The organism is Erwinia sp. E_sp_B01_1, from assembly GCF_036865545.1.
Taxonomy (GTDB): domain Bacteria; phylum Pseudomonadota; class Gammaproteobacteria; order Enterobacterales; family Enterobacteriaceae; genus Erwinia.
In genome coordinates, this window is sequence record NZ_CP142208.1 from 901,725 (window position 1) to 919,324 (window position 17,600).

Annotated in this window: 17 protein-coding genes; 7 read left to right on the top strand and 10 right to left on the bottom strand. The window is 51.1% G+C overall.

Going from position 1 to position 17,600, the window contains the following annotated elements:
* Window positions 1-85: 85 nt before the first annotated feature.
* The 3 genes from speD to VRC33_RS04250 form a co-directional block, all read right to left on the bottom strand.
* Complete coding sequence (gene speD, locus VRC33_RS04240; protein WP_338561180.1) at window positions 86-895, bottom strand: adenosylmethionine decarboxylase; 810 nt, start codon at window positions 893-895, stop codon at window positions 86-88.
* Between the two features lie 25 nt (window positions 896-920).
* Window positions 921-1,778, bottom strand: a complete 858-nt coding sequence (speE, locus tag VRC33_RS04245) for a polyamine aminopropyltransferase (RefSeq protein ID WP_338561183.1) — start codon at window positions 1,776-1,778, stop codon at window positions 921-923.
* A 109-nt stretch (window positions 1,779-1,887) separates the two neighbouring features.
* On the bottom strand, window positions 1,888-2,235 hold the full coding sequence (locus VRC33_RS04250; RefSeq protein WP_338561185.1) for a YacC family pilotin-like protein: 348 nt from the start codon (window positions 2,233-2,235) through the stop codon (window positions 1,888-1,890).
* A 187-nt stretch (window positions 2,236-2,422) separates the two neighbouring features.
* Here VRC33_RS04250 and cueO point away from each other — a divergent pair, with 187 nt between their 5' ends.
* The 3 genes from cueO to VRC33_RS04265 all read left to right on the top strand — a co-directional run bounded on the left by cueO (window position 2,423) and on the right by VRC33_RS04265 (window position 7,384).
* Window positions 2,423-4,114 carry a multicopper oxidase CueO gene (gene cueO, locus VRC33_RS04255; protein ID WP_338561187.1) on the top strand — a complete coding sequence of 564 codons (1,692 nt, stop codon included), beginning with the start codon at window positions 2,423-2,425 and terminating at the stop codon, window positions 4,112-4,114.
* Between the two features lie 430 nt (window positions 4,115-4,544).
* Window positions 4,545-5,933, top strand: coding sequence for a cytosine permease (locus tag VRC33_RS04260; RefSeq protein WP_338561189.1), 1,389 nt, complete (start codon window positions 4,545-4,547; stop codon window positions 5,931-5,933).
* Between the two features lie 482 nt (window positions 5,934-6,415).
* Window positions 6,416-7,384: a glycosyltransferase gene (locus tag VRC33_RS04265; protein ID WP_338561191.1), complete on the top strand. Its 969-nt coding sequence runs from the start codon at window positions 6,416-6,418 to the stop codon at window positions 7,382-7,384.
* Here the strand turns inward: VRC33_RS04265 and VRC33_RS04270 are convergent.
* The gene (locus VRC33_RS04270; protein ID WP_338561193.1) at window positions 7,381-8,664 is read right to left on the bottom strand and encodes a cystathionine gamma-synthase family protein; all 1,284 of its coding nucleotides are present in this window, start codon (window positions 8,662-8,664) and stop codon (window positions 7,381-7,383) included. The genes VRC33_RS04265 and VRC33_RS04270 overlap by 4 nt on opposite strands.
* A gap of 256 nt (window positions 8,665-8,920) precedes the next feature.
* Between VRC33_RS04270 and hpt the strand changes: the two genes are divergently transcribed.
* Window positions 8,921-9,466, top strand: a complete 546-nt coding sequence (gene hpt / locus VRC33_RS04275; protein WP_338561195.1) for a hypoxanthine phosphoribosyltransferase — start codon at window positions 8,921-8,923, stop codon at window positions 9,464-9,466.
* 66 nt (window positions 9,467-9,532) lie between these two features.
* On the opposite strand, the gene can is transcribed toward hpt, so the two are convergent.
* Entirely contained in the window at window positions 9,533-10,195 is a 663-nt protein-coding gene (gene can / locus VRC33_RS04280) for a carbonate dehydratase (protein ID WP_338561198.1), read from the bottom strand.
* Window positions 10,196-10,301: 106 nt separating this feature from the next.
* Between can and VRC33_RS04285 the strand changes: the two genes are divergently transcribed.
* From VRC33_RS04285 to VRC33_RS04295, 3 genes are all read left to right on the top strand, one after another.
* A complete protein-coding gene (locus VRC33_RS04285; RefSeq protein WP_338561200.1) occupies window positions 10,302-11,228 on the top strand; it encodes an ABC transporter ATP-binding protein in 927 nt (308 codons plus the stop codon).
* Window positions 11,225-11,995 carry an ABC transporter permease gene (locus VRC33_RS04290; protein WP_338561202.1) on the top strand — a complete coding sequence of 257 codons (771 nt, stop codon included), beginning with the start codon at window positions 11,225-11,227 and terminating at the stop codon, window positions 11,993-11,995. The genes VRC33_RS04285 and VRC33_RS04290 overlap by 4 nt, the downstream gene beginning before the upstream one ends.
* A 420-nt stretch (window positions 11,996-12,415) precedes the next feature.
* Window positions 12,416-13,429, top strand: a complete 1,014-nt coding sequence (locus VRC33_RS04295; protein ID WP_338561204.1) for an acyltransferase — start codon at window positions 12,416-12,418, stop codon at window positions 13,427-13,429.
* Between the two features lie 94 nt (window positions 13,430-13,523).
* On the opposite strand, the gene panD is transcribed toward VRC33_RS04295, so the two are convergent.
* Genes panD through pcnB form a run of 5 tightly spaced genes read right to left on the bottom strand, consistent with a single transcriptional unit; the run spans window position 13,524 to window position 17,579 of the window.
* Window positions 13,524-13,904 (bottom strand): aspartate 1-decarboxylase, encoded by a 381-nt coding sequence (gene panD / locus VRC33_RS04300; protein WP_338561207.1) that lies wholly within the window; start codon window positions 13,902-13,904, stop codon window positions 13,524-13,526.
* 55 nt (window positions 13,905-13,959) lie between these two features.
* Window positions 13,960-14,814 carry a pantoate--beta-alanine ligase gene (panC, locus tag VRC33_RS04305; RefSeq protein WP_338561210.1) on the bottom strand — a complete coding sequence of 285 codons (855 nt, stop codon included), beginning with the start codon at window positions 14,812-14,814 and terminating at the stop codon, window positions 13,960-13,962.
* 15 nt (window positions 14,815-14,829) lie between these two features.
* Window positions 14,830-15,624, bottom strand: coding sequence for a 3-methyl-2-oxobutanoate hydroxymethyltransferase (gene panB / locus VRC33_RS04310; RefSeq protein ID WP_338561212.1), 795 nt, complete (start codon window positions 15,622-15,624; stop codon window positions 14,830-14,832).
* A gap of 60 nt (window positions 15,625-15,684) precedes the next feature.
* Complete coding sequence (gene folK / locus VRC33_RS04315) at window positions 15,685-16,164, bottom strand: 2-amino-4-hydroxy-6-hydroxymethyldihydropteridine diphosphokinase (protein ID WP_338561214.1); 480 nt, start codon at window positions 16,162-16,164, stop codon at window positions 15,685-15,687.
* Window positions 16,161-17,579 (bottom strand): polynucleotide adenylyltransferase PcnB, encoded by a 1,419-nt coding sequence (gene pcnB, locus VRC33_RS04320; RefSeq protein WP_338564041.1) that lies wholly within the window; start codon window positions 17,577-17,579, stop codon window positions 16,161-16,163. The genes folK and pcnB overlap by 4 nt, the downstream gene beginning before the upstream one ends.
* Window positions 17,580-17,600 lie beyond the last annotated feature (21 nt).

Here is a 17,600-nt window from a genome sequence, read left to right on the forward strand (position 1 = left end):
AAAGTACCTTCCGATTTTCGTCTGTTCTGTTAATAAAAAAGCGGGCGACCACCAGGTAACCCGCTTTTTTAGCACTCTGCTTCTTTTACAGCGTTTTTGAACCCACGGCCGGAATGTTGCGCCCGTAGTAAATCTCACGCATCTCTTTCCACAGCAAATCGGTGATCCGCTTGTGTTCCTGCGGCGTCAGGTCTTCCGGTCTGGTGTTGAAAAGATAGTGTTTCAGATCGAACTCTTTCAGCAGCATCTTGGTATGAAACATATTCTCCTGATAGACGTTCACATCCATCATGTCATACATCGATTTCATATCTTCAGACATAAAGTTCTGAATTGAATTGATCTGATGGTCGATATAATGTTTCACCCCGTTCACGTCACGGGTAAAGCCGCGCACGCGATAGTCGATGGTGACAATGTCAGATTCCAGCTGGTGTATTAAATAATTCAACGCCTTCAGCGGGGAAATTACGCCACAGGTTGAGACTTCAATATCCGCGCGGAAGGTGCAAAGGCCGCCTTCCGGATGGCTCTCCGGGTAGGTATGCACGCAGATATGGCTTTTATCCAGATGCGCCACCACCGAATTGGGCAACGGGCCAGGATGTTCTGAAGTATCAATATCTTTGGGATCAACCGGCTCTTCACTGACCAGAATGGTCACGCTGGCACCCTGCGGTTCGTAATCCTGACGGGCAATATTCAGCACGTTAGCGCCGATGATCGAACAGGTTTCGCTGAGGATCTCCGTCAGGCGGTTAGCATTATACTGCTCATCAATGTACGCAATGTATCCGTCACGCTCTGCATCTGTGTTGGCGTAACAGATATCGTAGATACAAAAACTCAGGCTCTTTGTCAGGTTGTTGAAGCCATGTAGTTTCAGCTTTTGCAATTCATTCACCCCCTTAAATGCCCGGTCAGTCGGCCAGAGCATTCAACAAATATTGTGGCAGGGCAAAGCTGCCAGTGTGGATAGCCGGATTATAGTAGCGGCAGCTCAGGTTGGCCGCTGCGAAACGCGCCTGTATGGTGGCCGTATCAAGCTGACGCAGGGCTGGATTATCACTCGCCCAGGCAAACGTCATGATGCCACCGTAATAAGTTGGGATGGCAGCCTGATAGAAACTGACATCGTCAAAATAATGGCCCAGCTTGCGATGGCTGTTGAGCGCCTCATCCTGCTGCAGGAAACAAACCCCATTCTGCGCCACGAAGATGCCATTCTCATTAAGGCAGTTGCGGCATCCTTCATAGAATTCTGAAGTAAACAGGCTCTCGCCTGGCCCGACAGGATCGGTGCAGTCAGAGATGATCACATCGAACTTTTCCTGGCACTGACGGACGAAGTTTACGCCATCATCAATTACCAGTTTGAAACGTGGATCTTCATAAGCGCCCGCACTGTGGTTCGGCAGGTACTGTTTGCAGAAGGTCACCACGCCGGCATCAATTTCCACCATGGTGATCTGTTCAATAGTCTTATGACGGCTGACTTCACGCAGCATCGCCCCGTCACCACCGCCGATAATCAGTACGCGTTTTGCCGCGCCATGCGCCAGCAGCGGAACGTGCGTCATCATCTCATGATAAATGAACTCATCGCGCTCGGTGGTTTGTACCACACCGTCCAGCGCCATAACGCGACCAAACGCGGCATTTTCAAAGATGACCAGATCCTGATGGCCGGTCTTGTCACGGTACAGAACGTTATCGACAGAAAAGTACTGTCCAAACCCGGCATGAAGCGTTTCATACCACATTTCATTTTCGGTCATGGTGGGGCTCTCCTCCGCATAACAGCCGCAAAAATGGGCGCGACATGATAGCTAACTCTGACCGTGGTTGCACGGTCAAATCATCAGCAGGAAACGGCATAAAAGGGGGTTACTTCACGTAAGCGAGCAGGCTGAGGGAATCACGAGCCAGTGATTTACATTTGGTGTCATTAGGGACGGCAATACCGCTTAAGTCACGATAACTCTCTTCACCGAGAGCTTTCATGTTAAAGCTGCTGTAATTCGCCAAATCCCAGTGATTCTGCTGCGCAAAAAAGACCAGCGCGCGGCGAATCTGGCCGTCGGGAAGATCCTGATAACCGCAGTCATTTTTCAGGTAGACGAAGACAGCCGTCAAATCGGCCAGGTCTTCTGCTTCTGACTCGCTAAGGGCAAAACTTGTCGACGAGAAGCCAAAGAGACTCAGTAACAACAGAGCCTTGATGCTTTTCTTCATAATTGATCTCAACCGATTGTAATAGACTGACGTTAGCACAGTTATTATCAGGGTTCAGACTATTTTGCGGCAGAAAAGTCGCTCTTCAGGCATTTTTTTCGGCAAAAAGCGGCAAAGCTTGACCTTCCCGGTAGGGGAGGGTTTATGCTGCCAGGCAAGAATTCCCTGCAAAAACCGGGTTGGAATAATGCAACGTCGTGATTTTATTAAGCTAACCGCCGCTATGGGTGCCGCCAGCGCGCTGCCACTGTGGAGCACCTCCCTGATGGCTGCCGAACGCCGTCCGGAATTGCCGATCCCCAGTCTGCTGACGCCGGATCCGCGTGGAGTAATGAACATCACCGCCCGCACCGGGAAAACGGTCTGGCAGGGCAAAACTGTGCCAACCTGGGGATACAATGGCGATCTGCTCGGCCCGGCGATCCAACTGGAGCGTGGCAAGCCTGTGACGCTGAACGTGCGTAATACGCTGCCCGAAGCGACGACGGTACACTGGCATGGTCTGGAAATTCCCGGTGAGGTCGACGGCGGTCCCCAGGCTGTTATTGCGCCAGGGGAGAGTCGCAGCCTGACCTTTACTCCCGATCAACCTTCAGCAACCTGCTGGTTCCACCCCCATCTGCATGGCAGAACCGGTTATCAGGTTTCGCAGGGGCTGGCAGGATTGGTCATCGTGAAAGACATCGCAGGAGAAAAGTTACTGTTGCCCAAAATCTGGGGTGTGGATGATATCCCGGTGATCCTGCAGGACAAAAGGCTGAGCGGCGACGGCAGCAAAATTGAGTATGAGCTGGATATGATGAGCGCCGCCGTGGGCTGGTTTGGCAACACTATGCTGACCAACGGGGCGATTTATCCGCAGCATGCCGTGCCGCGGGGCTGGCTGCGCCTGCGGATGCTGAACGGCTGTAACGCGCGTACCCTTAATCTGACTACCAGCGATCGCCGTCCAATGTATGTCATTGCCAGCGATGGCGGCCTGTTGGCTGAACCCGTGCAACTAAGCGAACTGCCGATGATGCCCGGTGAACGGTTCGAAATCATGGTGGATACCCGCGACGGCAAAGAGTTTGATTTGCAGACCCTGCCGGTTCGCCAGATGGGCATGACCCTTAGCCCCTTTAATCAACCTCTGCCGGTGCTGCATATTGTTCCTCTGCAAATTCTCGCCAGCGGCTCATTGCCCGATAAGCTGGTTGAGATCCCTGAACTTCCTGCTCAGCAGGGCATTAAAGAGCGCTGGCTGCAGCTGACCATGGATCCCGAACTCGACCGCCGCGGCATGCTGGCGCTAATGGAAAAGTATGGCCATGCCGCTATGGCGGGGATGAGTGGTGATGCCCATGATAATGATGGTGATGGGGGAGGGAGCCAGAATTCCATGCAGGGCGGGGATCACAGCCAGATGCAGGGCAGCGATCACAGTAAAATGGCGGGGATGGACGCCAGTCAAATGTCAGGCGATGGCGGCAATATGGCGGGGATGGACCACGGCGCAATGTCAGAGGGGAATAAATCCGCGGCTTACGATTTCCATAGTGGCAATAAGATCAACGGCATGCCGTTTGATATGAGCACTCCCTCTTTTGACGTTAAGCGTGGCGTCGTGGAGAAGTGGACTATCTCTGGCGAAGGCGATGAAATGCTGCATCCGTTCCATATTCACGGCACGCAGTTCCGCATCCTCTCAGAGAATGGCAAACCGCCTGCCGCACACCGCAGCGGCTGGAAAGATATCGTCCGTGTGGAAGGATGGCGCAGTGAGGTGCTGGTACGCTTTAATCACACCGCCAGCAAAGATCAGGCCTATATGGCGCACTGTCATCTGCTGGAACATGAAGATACCGGCATGATGCTTGGATTTACGGTAAGCGAATAATCACTTACTAATAACAGGGTTTATAAACGATAAAGTATTAATACCCTTTTTCCCATTTTTCAGTTAGTTGGAAGATGCGGCGAGCGATCGCCGCCGGGATGTGGCTATTTTAGCCAGCGTGCAGTAGGACATTTTGCAGCAGATTTACAGATGAAATTCTGGCTAACGTTCAGGCAGCGTGGCGATAAATCTCCTGATTGCCCGTCCTGATTTTTTAAAAAACAGAGTAATGATAAATAGTTTTAATACGTAGCTTAAGTAGCCCAATATAGGGCGATGAAATTGAAATAATTTGTATTAGAAATCAGAGCGACATATTTAAAAATATAAGCTAACCCTTTCCATTTCCTCCCGAAGGACCAGGGCATTTTTGCTATAATAATTAAATTGCGTTAACATCCTCCCCCTATTTCCATCGCTGGAGGGTCGAGTGACTACTAAAATACGGAATAGTCCGATTATCGAAAATAAGTCTGTGGACTATGTGCCGGAATCAGAGCGACATGGAAAACCCCGGAGCCTGTTTACCTTATGGTTTTGTACAAATATTGCGCCGCTGGCGATTGTTACCGGGGCAATCGCAACGCAAACCTTTCACCTGAATATTCTTTCAGCCCTGACCGCTATTATAGCCGGCCATCTTTTTGGTGGGATATTTTTAGCCCTGACTTCCGCGCAGGGACCAAAAGTGGGTATCCCACAGATGGTACAAAGTCGCGCGCAGTTTGGTCGCTATGGCTCACTGCTGGTAATCAGCTTTACTTCAGTCATCTATCTGGGCTTTTTTATATCGAATATCTCCCTTTCAGGACAGGTAATTAATAACGTTATCCCTGTTATCCCGGTGAATATCGCGACTGTTATCGGGGGGATCACCGCAACCTTGATTGGCATGGTTGGCTATCACTTCATCCATAAAATTAACAAAGTGGGTGCCTGGGTCATGGGGATCGCCCTGATTACCGGGCTGGTATTAATGCTGAATCAGCCTCTGCCGCAGGATTTCTGGCAGCGCGGATCTTTCAGTGCCGCCGGATGGTTCGGTACCTTCTGTATAGGTGCGGTGTGGCAAATCAGTTTTTCCCCTTACACCTCCGACTATTCGCGTTATCTTCCAGCAAAAGTTGGAACGGCAAAACCCTTTCTCTCAACCTGGCTTGGCGCCTGTGGCGGAACGATCCTGGCTTTTGTGTTTGGTATGATGGCGGTGAATATTGCCCCACAGGGCAGTGATGCGATGGCGTCAGTACGTGCCGCAACCGGCTGGTTAGGGCCGATACTGATGGTGCTGTTTCTGATTAACATCATCTGCCATAACTCCATGAATCTTTATGGTGCGGTGCTGGCGCTGATTACTGGCGTGCAGACGTTCAAACCCAAATGGACGCCCGGCGCAGCAGGACGGGTCATATTTTCATCAGTAGTGCTCATCGCCTGTATTATGGTTGCCCTTGCCGCATCAGATAATTTCGTCTCGTTCTTTATTAATCTCATCAGGGCGTTGATCTCCGTATTAATTCCGTGGAGCGTTATAAATCTGATTGATTTCTATTATATCAATAAAAAAACCTATGATATTCCCGCCATATTCAGTGCCAACGGCGGACGCTATGGATTGCTCAATACCCGGGCTGTGCTGATCTATTTCAGTGGGATTATTGTACAGATACCTTTTGTTGAAAATGCTTTCTTCTCGGGTCCCTGTGCCAACTTAATTCCTGATGTGGATATTTCGTGGATTATCAGTCTGGTTGTGACCAGCATTGCCTACCCGCTTTTCCACCAGCCAGTGGTTCATCCCGCGCCGAAACCTGCGTAGAGGAGAGTCCGATTGCCGGGTAAATGTTTTCTTTCCCCGGTTTTAACCTTAGCTTCACCGTAAAGTGCAGGGCAGTATGAGTAAATACTGCCCTTTTTTATCCGGTGCTGCGTGGTTTCGCAGTCAGCGTGTGAGCCTGACCGGGCTTAAAGGCAGGGTGAAAATTCCTAATTAACTCAGAGTTATTTTATTATTTTAATTAAGACCATGTATTAATGGTTAAGAATAAACTGATGAATATAAAGTTAAAAATGGGATTAATTCTCCACTTAACTGTTTGTTGATATTGCTTTTATTCTTTTACGTCAGTGCGCTGAATAAAGTTAATAAGTCATGCCAGCCTGAATTAATGGCCGGGATTAGCTGCGATTTATCCTATATGCAACGTTAAAAGCCTTCCCGATGGCCTGGTATTCTCTTGACTCCATTCAAACCCGGCAATAAGTTGAATTATCTCATTGTTACAAAAGCTGACCAATCAGATGAATGCTCATGACCTGGTAAAAGAAAAAATTGCTTATACGGCAGGCGGATTTATTGATGCAGATATTCATATCCTCTTTACTACGGATAAACGTTACCTGACTTATTGTGGCGTGTGCATTTTCTCGATCATTGATAAAAACCCGGCACTGAATATCACCTTTCATCTTTTTACCGATGAGTATAACGATCTCTTTCCGGCATCTTTCTTTACCCGTCATCCCAACGTCAGCGTGATAGTTTATCTGCTGAATAACAATGTCTTTGACGGATTACAGGTTTATGATTTTTATCCTAAATCAATTTACTATCGGATCGTGGCTTCAAATATCCTGCATCAGGAAGTCAGCCAGCTACTGTATCTGGACTGCGATATTGTCTGTGATGGCAGCCTCTCACCCTTGTCAGAAATCAACATGGCTGACTATACCATTGCGGCAGTGCAGGATAAGGGGATGAATTCTGAGTACCTGTCATATCTGGGATTGAGCAAAGAAAAGCGCTATTTCAATTCGGGCGTGATGCTAATCAATACCCAGGCCTGGGTCGATCATCAGGTAACAGAGCAGTTTTTCGTCAAAATCAAAGATAAAAAATACACCTTTCCGGACCAGGACTGCCTGAACATCATTCTGGACAATGAGGTCTATTTTATGGGGCCGGAGTTTAACTTCATTCCCAAGAATAAAAGTACCAATAAGGCGCCGATTTTCATTCATTACGCCGGTCAGACGAAGCCCTGGAGCGTGTCGATTGAAGAGTCTGGCTACAACAAGAAATACATTGATATGTATAAAAAATCTCCGTGGAAAGATGTGCCCTTCGAGATGCCAAAAAAAGCTTTTGAATCCTTCCACTATGCAAAAAAATTGTTGATGAAGAAACGCCTAATCCCGGCAGCCTACTGGCTGTCTGTTTCAACGTTTCAGTTCATTGCAAAAAAATTACGCAGCAAAACGGCCAGTTAAAGAGCCGCAAGCGCCAGTCTTAAATCCTCAATCAGATCTTCTCTGTTCTCAATGCCGATTGAGACACGCACGGTTGCTTCGCTGATGCCAATTCGCGCACGGACATCAGCAGGCACGCCGGAATGCGTGGTGCTGGCTGGATGGCTCGCCAGGGATTCTGTACCGCCCAGGCTGACGGCCAGCTTGAACAGTTGCAGCGTGTTTAACAGCCTGAAGGCGGCTGCCTGACCGCCCACCACATCAAATGAAAAAGTAGAACCGGCACCGCTGCATTGTCTGGCAAATGTCTGCCCCTCTGGCGAGTCAGCCTCAAGGAGCGATAAAGCATGCAGCTTCTCAATCTTCGCGTGTCCCCGCAGAAATGCGGCAACGGCCTCTGCATTATCATTGGCCCGCTCCATTCTCAGCGCCAGCGTTTCCAGCGATCGCCCAATCATCCAACTGGAATGAGGGTCAAGCTGGGTACCTATCGCACTGCGCAGGGCCTTAATCTGCTTAACGAGCTTTTTGCTCCCCATCACTGCCCCGGCAATCAGATCTGAATGCCCTCCAACGTACTTGGTCAGCGAATAGAGCGACAGATCGGCACCATGCTCAATCGGGCGCTGAAAGACCGGCCCCAGCAACGTATTATCGCAGGCAATAATGGGGCGATGCTGTTGCTGTTTCTCAATAACATCCGCTACGCGTTTAATCAGGGCGATATCGACCAGGCTGTTAGTGGGGTTAGCAGGGGATTCAATCAGGATCACGGACAGGCGCCCTTGCTTCATCGCCTCACTGGCTGCTGCCTGAACAGTGGCTTCGTTCAGTCCATCAGAAAATCCCACCGCAGTGATCTTCAGCCTGCTGAATGTTTTGCTTAGCAGAGTTTCAGTACCGCCATACAGGGGCTGTGAGTGAAGTATGGCGTCACCCGGTTCGGCAAAGGTCAGAAGCGCGGTGGAGATGGCCGACATCCCTGAAGAGAACAGCGCAGCACTTTCGGTCCGTTCATAAATTGCGAGCCGGTCTTCAACAATTTCGCTGTTAGGGTGATTGAAACGGGAATAGACCAGGCCATTGCCTTCGCCTGCGGGCGGCTCTTTACGGCCGGAGACATAGTCAAAAAAGTCACGCCCTTCTTCAGCGGTTTTAAATACAAAGGTAGAGGTCAGAAAAACCGGCGGTTTTACCGCGCCTTCTGACAGCCCGGGGTCGTAACCGTAGTTGAGCATCTGCGTTTCAGGTTGTAGTTCACGATTGCCAATATGCGTTTTTTTAGAAGGATGAGAGGCCATGCTGTCTCCTGCCGTCAGGGCATGCTGAAGGGGGTAAATTCAGCTTAGGTTATCACCCGCACAACACGGCTTATAAATGAATTATCGTTCTATGGTTAAAACATTTTGCATGATTAAATATCGCATAATGACTCTATGGAAGTCTGTACGTCTGTATGCGGCTCAGCGATCTGACTTGCGCAACAACGGGAAATATCAGGCAGAGATGTGGTAGACTTCGCTGCTTACTTTAAGCCATCAAGATCGACAAAAAGTTATGAAACATACCGTAGAAGTGATGATCTCCGAGACTGAGATCGCTGAACGTATTGCTGAGCTGGGCCAGCAGATTACCGAACAGTACCGCGACAGCGGCAGCGACATGGTGCTGGTTGGCCTGCTGCGTGGCTCCTTTATGTTTATGGCGGATCTGTGCCGTAAAATTGAGGTGTCACATGAAGTCGATTTTATGACGGCTTCCAGCTATGGCAGCGGCATGTCCACCACCCGGGATGTCAAAATCCTGAAAGATCTGGATGAAGATATTCGCGGCAAAGATGTCCTGATCGTTGAGGACATCATCGATTCGGGCAATACGCTGAGTAAAGTGCGGGAAATTCTGAGCCTGCGTCAGCCGAAATCTCTGGCGATTTGTACGCTGCTGGATAAGCCGGAACGCCGTGAAGTGGAAGTGCCCGTGGAGTACGTGGGCTTCACCATCCCTGATGAGTTTGTGGTGGGGTATGGCATTGATTATGCTCAGCGCTATCGCCATCTGCCCTATGTTGGCAAAGTGGTTATGCTGGACGAACAGGCAGGATAAACGGGGCGATTCACAGCACAAACGACTAAGGCCGGACTTTCCGGCCTGTTATATGATGCGTCGCCTTTAGTTGGGGCTTTCCAGGTCGTTGAGCAGATTGGCAATACCGTGCCGGTAGCGCTGCTCCAGGATTTCACGGTTAGTCGCGGTCACTTCCAGATCCCGCAGATAGCCATCCTGAATTCCGTAAACCCAGCCGTGGACAGTCACCTTCTGACCGCGTTTCCAGGCAGACTGCATGATGGTCGAGTGGCCCAGGTTATACACCTGCTCAATCACGTTGATTTCACACAGTTTGTCGAAGCGCTTTTCTGGCGGCAGTTCACCCAGTAACGAACTATGCTTGTACCACAGATCGCGGATATGCAGCAGCCAGTTGTCAATCAGGCCAAGCTCCGGATTCTCTACAGCAGCCTGCACGCCACCACAGCCATAGTGACCGCAAATGATGATGTGTTCCACTTCCAACACTTCAACAGCGTACTGCACTACGGAGAGGCAGTTTAAATCCGTGTGGATGACGAGATTGGCCACGTTACGGTGAACGAAAAGTTCCCCGGGATCGAGGCCGGTCAGACGTTCCGCAGGCACACGACTGTCAGAGCAGCCAATCCAGAGAAAACGGGGTTTTTGTGCCAGAGCAAGGCGCTCAAAAAAGCCAGGATCTTCCTCTCTCAGCAGTCTGGACCACTCGCGGTTATTGCTGATCAGAGTATCAATATCTTTCATAGTTGTGTCGGCCAATACTCAAAATGCGTGGCAACAATATAGGCCAACGGGACGTGTTTTAAAACGGTTAACATACAACCACACAAAACAGGGCACTCTTTTACCTATGACTTATGCACTGGAACTTGAAAAACTGACCAAAACCTATGCTGGCGGCGTTCAGGCCCTCAAGGGAATTGATCTTAATGTGGAAGCCGGTGACTTCTACGCGCTACTTGGCCCGAACGGGGCCGGTAAATCAACCACCATCGGCATTATCAGCTCGCTGGTTAATAAAACCACCGGTAAGGTGCGCGTCTTTGGCTACGATCTTCAGCAGGACGTGGTCAATGCCAAACGCCAGCTAGGGTTGGTTCCACAGGAATTTAACTTCAACCAGTTTGAAACCGTGATGCAAATTGTGGTTGCTCAGGCCGGCTTGTATGGCGTTGAGAAAGCAGAAGCGGTTAAACGCGCTGAAAAATATCTGAAGCAGCTGGATCTGTGGGAAAAGCGGAATGAACGCGCCCGCATGCTCTCAGGCGGGATGAAGCGCCGTCTGATGATCGCCCGTGCCTTGATGCATGAGCCAAAACTGCTGATTCTGGATGAGCCAACGGCGGGTGTGGATATTGAGCTGCGCCGCTCGATGTGGACCTTCCTGCAGGATCTGAATGCCAAAGGCACCACCATTATTCTGACCACGCACTATCTGGAAGAAGCTGAAATGCTTTGCCGCAATATTGGCATTATTCAGCACGGTGAGCTGGTAGAAAACACCTCGATGAAAGGGCTGCTATCCAAGCTCAAATCCGAAACTTTTATCCTCGACCTTGCGCCAAAAAGCCCGCTGCCGCAGCTTGAAGGGTTCCAGTATCGCCTGGTTGATACCTCAACGCTGGAAGTGGAAGTGCTGCGTGAGCAGGGTCTGAACAGCGTGTTCAGGCAGCTCAGCCATCAGGGTGTACAGGTATTGAGTATGCGCAACAAGGCTAACCGCCTTGAGGAGCTGTTTGTAGACCTGGTAAACGGTCGCAAAGGAGAGAAAGCATGACACATTTATACTGGGTCGCCCTGAAGAGTATCTGGGGCAAAGAGATCAATCGTTTCGCCAGAATCTGGATCCAGACGCTGGTGCCGCCGGTGATCACCATGACGTTGTACTTCATCATTTTCGGCAACCTGATTGGTTCGCGCATTGGCGAGATGCATGGCTTCTCTTATATGCAGTTTATCGTGCCCGGTCTGATCATGATGGCGGTGATCACCAATGCCTATGCCAACGTGGCTTCTTCATTCTTCAGCGCCAAGTTCCAGCGCAACATTGAAGAACTGCTGGTGGCACCGGTGCCGACCCATGTGATCATTGCGGGTTATGTTGGCGGCGGCGTGGCGCGTGGCGTCTGCGTTGGTGTGCTGGTCACGGCAATTTCATTGTTCTTCGTGCCTTTCCATGTTCACTCCTGGCTGATGGTCGCTGTTACGCTGCTGTTGACGGCGATCCTGTTCTCACTGGCGGGTTTACTGAATGCTGTTTTTGCCCGGACGTTTGATGACATCAGCCTGATCCCCACTTTTGTGCTGACGCCGTTAACCTATCTCGGTGGGGTTTTTTACTCGCTGACGCTGTTGCCACCGGTCTGGCAGATGGTCTCCAAACTGAACCCGATCGTTTATATGATCAGCGGCTTCCGTTACGGCTTCCTGGGCATCTCTGACGTTCCCCTGGTGTTCACCCTGACGGTGCTGGTCGCCTTTATAGTGGTGTTTTACCTGCTCGTCTGGATGCTTATCCAGCGCGGCAGAGGTCTGCGGACGTAACGCTTCCCGAAATCCCTCTCGTAATGGGAGGGATGGCTTTAGCCATCTTCCACCCGCTCTGCCTTATCGCTTCATGCTCTCTAACCCTTTAAAAACACTCACCACTAACCTGCCAGGTTTAACTTCAGGCTACGTCTGACTGGCCACTCTTTTAAAATCTTCATCCCTTTTCCTAAATATCAGATTTACTTAAACCCATTTATTAATAGGATTTCTCTTAGAAATTTGCGCGGGATCCTTATTTAAATTAAGTTAAATCTTAATTATATCCTTACAGAGTCCTGAGCTATTTCCTAAGATTTAGGGATGTGTATAATGATTTCTCCCGGTCGGAACCTGTATATATCCGGGGTTATAAATATATCTTTCCCGACCGGGGGATCGTTTTTACTCTTTTAATTTTTGGCATGGGATAATCAGATGAACAGACTAACGTGGGTTGATAACCTGCGTGGGATGAGCGTGCTCGCCGTTATTTTTTTGCACAGCACCATTGCTGTGAACGGCAATGCCGGGCATCTTACCGCAGTGACCAGTGTTGTAAACCATCTGCTGGAACCTGTCAGGCTTGGCCTGATGTTCTTTGTTTCCGGACTTTTTGTAGAAAGTGGATTAAAAAGAGGATTAAACCTCTTTTATAAAAATAAAGTAAAAAGCATCCTCTACCCTTTCATTATCTGGGTTGGAATTTATGGTGGTCTTAAACTGCTATTTAATTCAGTTTCTAACAATCCTCAGTCTCCGGCCAATATTATTGTTTCGCACTTAAGCGGCGGCGGAGATATAACCTGGTTCCTGCACTCGTTATTTATTTTCTTCCTGGTCGTGCCACTGGTTCGTAAAATTCCTTTCTATATTGTTATCCCGGCTGCCTTGATTCTCAGCTATGTTATCCCGGAAATTCCTGAGGGTAGCGTCTTCTCAAGTTTTGATAATGGCCACATCAACCGTGCGTTCTACCTGTTCCCGTTCTTTTACCTTGGGGACTTACTGGTGCGCCGGCAGATGGATATTCCGTCAGCGATCGGCAAGGCTTCTGTACTGCTGCCGTCGCTGCTGTGCTTTATCGCCCTGTCTGCGCTGAATTTTATGCTGGATGAGAAGATTTCGTGGCAGTTCCTTGCTCCGCTGGCACTCTGCTCAATTCCGCTATTTATCTTTGTAGCGCTGCATACTAATGTGAAGCTGGTACATTTCGTTGGGGTGAATTCCATCGTCTTTTATCTCTCACATTACCTGGCTATTCAGGTCTTTGCCAAAGCGGTGAAATTTACCAGCGACAATGTTTATATGAATGACCTCAAATTTATTGCGGCTTTCCTGTGCGCTCTGCTGCTTCCGCTTACTATCTGCTTGTTACGCAAGCGTGGCATGCTGAACTTCCTGTTTACGATGAAGAAACCTTCGTCAAAAAGTCCGGTTATGGCGCAGTAATTCTGGAAATGAAGGGCTGACAACAGCGCCTTTAAGCCAGCAATAAAAAAGGGCCGATATAATCGGCCCTTTTTCGTATCTGAAGCAATGCCGGTCAGGCAACCTGAACAGGAACCGCTTTTGCCAGACGTTTCATCTGATTGTCGCCTTCAAAGTAGGCCACTTTTGGCTGCCATTCCCGCGCCTGGGCATCCGGCATTTCGACGTAAGAACAGATAATCAAAAGATCGCCTTCGCAGGCGCAGCGAGCCGCTGCACCGTTCACGGAGATGATTTTAGATCCGCGCTCTGCCGCAATGGCATAGGTGGAAAAACGCTGGCCGTTGTTGACGTTATAGATGTCGATCGCTTCATATTGCAGAATGCCGGAAGCGTCGAGGAAATCCTGATCGATGGCGCAGGAACCTTCATAATTGAGATCCGCCTGGGTCACTTTAACCCGGTGAAGCTTGCCCTGCAGCATAGTACGGTTCATAACCTTGTTACCTTTCCCGGAAAAAAACAGCCCAGAATTTCCTGAGCGTGAAGGATTACTGCGTCAGATCAACTTGCTGATTATCAATCAATCTCGCTTTACCCAGCCAGGCAGCCATGAGGATCACGGCGCGCTGGCTGTCCACGTTAAGCGGCAACAGCGTGTCGGCATCGCAAATCGCCAGACCATCGGGCTGTAGTCCCTTAACAGAGAGTGCCGCATTGGCATCGGCCACAATCTCATCCACATGGCGCTCACCGTTGGAGAGTCGCTCAGCCATGTTGTTCATCACCTTGCTCAGCACTGGCGCAAGCTTGCGTTCTTCAGCGGTGAGATAGCCATTGCGTGAACTCAGCGCCAGGCCATCTTTAGCCCGGACGGTGGGCACGCCGATGATGCTGATATCATAGCCCATGTCCGCCACCATTTTGCGGATCAGCGCCAGCTGCTGGTAGTCCTTCTCGCCGAAGAAGGCCATGTCCGGCTGAACGAGGTTAAAGAGCTTGCTGACGATAGTCGACACGCCGCGGAAATGTCCGGGGCGGCTGGCGCCTTCAAGCAGGCTGGAAAGGCCAGGAACATCGACAAAGGTCTGCTCGCTCAGGCCTTTCGGGTAAACATCCCCCGGTGCCGGTGAAAAGACCAGATCGACTTTGCGACGGTTCAACTTTTCGCAATCTTCCTGCAGGGTGCGGGGGTAACGAGCCAGGTCATCCGGGCGTTCAAACTGCATCGGATTAACAAAGATCGACACCACCACAATGTCCGCCTGCTCGCGGGCTTCATCCACCAGCGTCATATGCCCGTCATGCAGGTTGCCCATGGTAGGAACCAGCGCAATACGTTTTCCGTCCTGCCGCCAGCGACGTATCTCACGACGCAGCATTGGCAGGGTTTCAATAATCAGCACAGACCTTCTCCTGTATTAGTGAAAACTGTGTTCTTCGGCCGGGTAACTACCCGCTTCGACTTCCGCAACATACTGCCTGACGGCGGCGCGAATATCGCCCGTTTCCGTGAGGAAATTTTTCGCAAATTTGGGGATGTGGCCGCCGGTAATGCCGAATGCATCGTGCATGACCAGAATCTGACCATCGGTAACATTGCCCGCACCAATCCCAATCACCGGGATGGCCAGTGCCTGAGTAATTCGCTCCGCCAGCGCAACAGGCACGCATTCCAGCACCATCATTTGGGCACCTGCCGCTTCCAGCGCCAGCGCATCGGCCAGCAGCAGCTCTGCGGCTTCGCTGTCCCGGCCCTGAACCTTGTAGCCGCCGAAGATGTTCACGGACTGCGGCGTCAGACCCAGATGCCCACACACAGGCACTGCACGTTCGGTTAACTGTTTCACCGTTTCCGCCAGCCACTTTCCGCCTTCCAGTTTGACCATGTTGGCTCCGGCACGCATCAGTTGTGCCGCACTGTCAAAGGTTTGCTCTGGGGTGGCGTAAGTCATAAATGGCAGATCGGAGAGCAGCATCGCAGAGGGCGCGCCACGGCGAACCGTCTGAGTGTGGTAAACAATGTCTGCCAGGGTTACAGGCAGGGTGGAATCATGCCCCTGAACCACCATGCCCAGTGAATCGCCCACCAGCATCACCTGGATGCCCTCATCGGCGAACAGGCGGGCAAAGCTGAAATCATAGGCGGTAATCGAAGCAAATTTCCGCCCGCTCTTTTTCCACTGGCGAAGGGTAGAGACCGTTGTCGGTTTCATCGCAACCTCTGTAAGCGTGTTCTGATGGGCGTATCTTAATGGAAGGGAAGGGGGTTTGCACTACCAGCGCTGAATGGCACTCGCATCCAGGCGGGCGAGCATCTCAGCCGCCGGGGTTCCGTCAGGGAAGGTGATGGCCGGGGCGATGTCCAGCAAGGGAACCAGCATAAAAGCGCGATTGGCGATGTCGTAATGGGGAACGATCAGGCGTGGCGTGTTCAGCGTAAGATCGCCAAACAGCATGATATCGAGATCCAGCGTGCGCGGCCCCCAGCGATGATCTTTCCGTACGCGACCCTGTTCAAGCTCAATGCGCTGAGTCTGATCCAGTAAGGCTTCCGGCGTTAGTGTGGTTTCCAGCGCTACGGCAGCGTTGAGATAATCGGGCTGGTCGGGCGGGCCATAAGGCGGCGTGCGGTAAAACGAAGAGGTGGCTACCAGCGTGGTCTGCGGGATAGCAGCCATTGCATCAAGTGCGGCCTGCACCTGATGCAATGGATTGGCAAGATTGCTGCCTAACGCGAGATAAACGCGGGTCATGCGTTGCTGTTGCTACCATCACGGCGTGGGCCGGGAACGCGCTTGCGCGGGCGGCGGGTGCGGCGGCGTGGAACCGGATCGTCACCTAAGGTGTTCAGCATCGTTTTCTGCTGCGGGGGCGCAGAAACCTGGAAGTCGTTCCACCAGGCGGTCAGCTTCAACAATTCCTGATTATTTTCCACTTCCGCACGCAGGGCCAGCAGGTCATAGGCGGCGCGGAATTTAGGATGCTCCATCAGCTTCCACGCACGTTTGCCATGCCGGCGGGAGAGGCGAAGCTGCAGCTGCCAGATATCGCGAACCAGCGTGGTAATGCGTTTTGGAATGGCCAGCGAACGGCAGGCTTCATCCAGCACGTCATTCATCGCCAGAGCAAAAGCATCGTAGTAAGCCAGACCGCTCTCCTGAGCAATTTTCTGCGCCGCTTCAAGCTGCGGATACCAGAACATTGCTGAGAACAGGAAGGCCGGATTGACGCGCATATCATTGTGAATGCGATGATCGGTGTTTTTCAGCACCTGAACGATCATCCGCTCCATATTGCTGTCACCTTTTTCCGTAAAGTAACGGCTGATGGTGGGGAACAGCGGCTGGAACAGTTGATATTCACGCAGTTGCAGATAGGTGCTGTATCCGTAGCCAGCCTGGAGCAGCTTGAGGGTCTCTTCAAACAGACGGGCAGGCGGGATGTCATGCAGCAGCGTAGCAAGACGCGGGATCGGCTCAGCCGTTTCAGCTGCAACTGACATATCCAGCTTGGCCGCGAAGCGAACCACACGCAGCATCCGCACCGGATCTTCACGGTAGCGCGTTTCCGGATCGCCAATCAGGCGTACGATGCCCTGCTGGAGGTCGTTCAGACCGCCAACATGATCGCGCACGGTGAAGTCCGCCACGCTGTAATAAAGGCTGTTGATGGTGAGATCGCGGCGCTGGGCATCGTCTTCGAGGGTGCCGAAAATATTGTCGCGCAGCAGCATCCCGTTCTGGCCACGCTGGGAACTGTTACGATCCTCAACGATTTGTTCGGCTTCGTGATGTCCACGGAAGGTGGCAACCTCGATAATTTCCGGGCCAAACATGACGTGCGCCAGACGGAAGCGACGGCCAACCAGACGGCAGTTACGGAACAGTTTACGCATCTGCTCCGGCGTGGCGTTGGTGGTGACATCAAAATCTTTCGGTTTTTTACCCAGCAGTAAGTCGCGGACACCCCCGCCTACCAGATAGGCTTCGTAACCGGCTTTATTCAGGCGATACAACACCTTGAGGGCATTTTCACTGATGTCTTTACGCGAGATATTATGACGATCGCGAGGAGTGATGATCATCTGATGCACTTCACCGACCTCTGCGGGCGCCTCGTCTTCGCGACTCAAAACTTTTCGGCAAAAATTAGCAACTCGGGTAAAAATGGGACACCTCGATAGTGACAT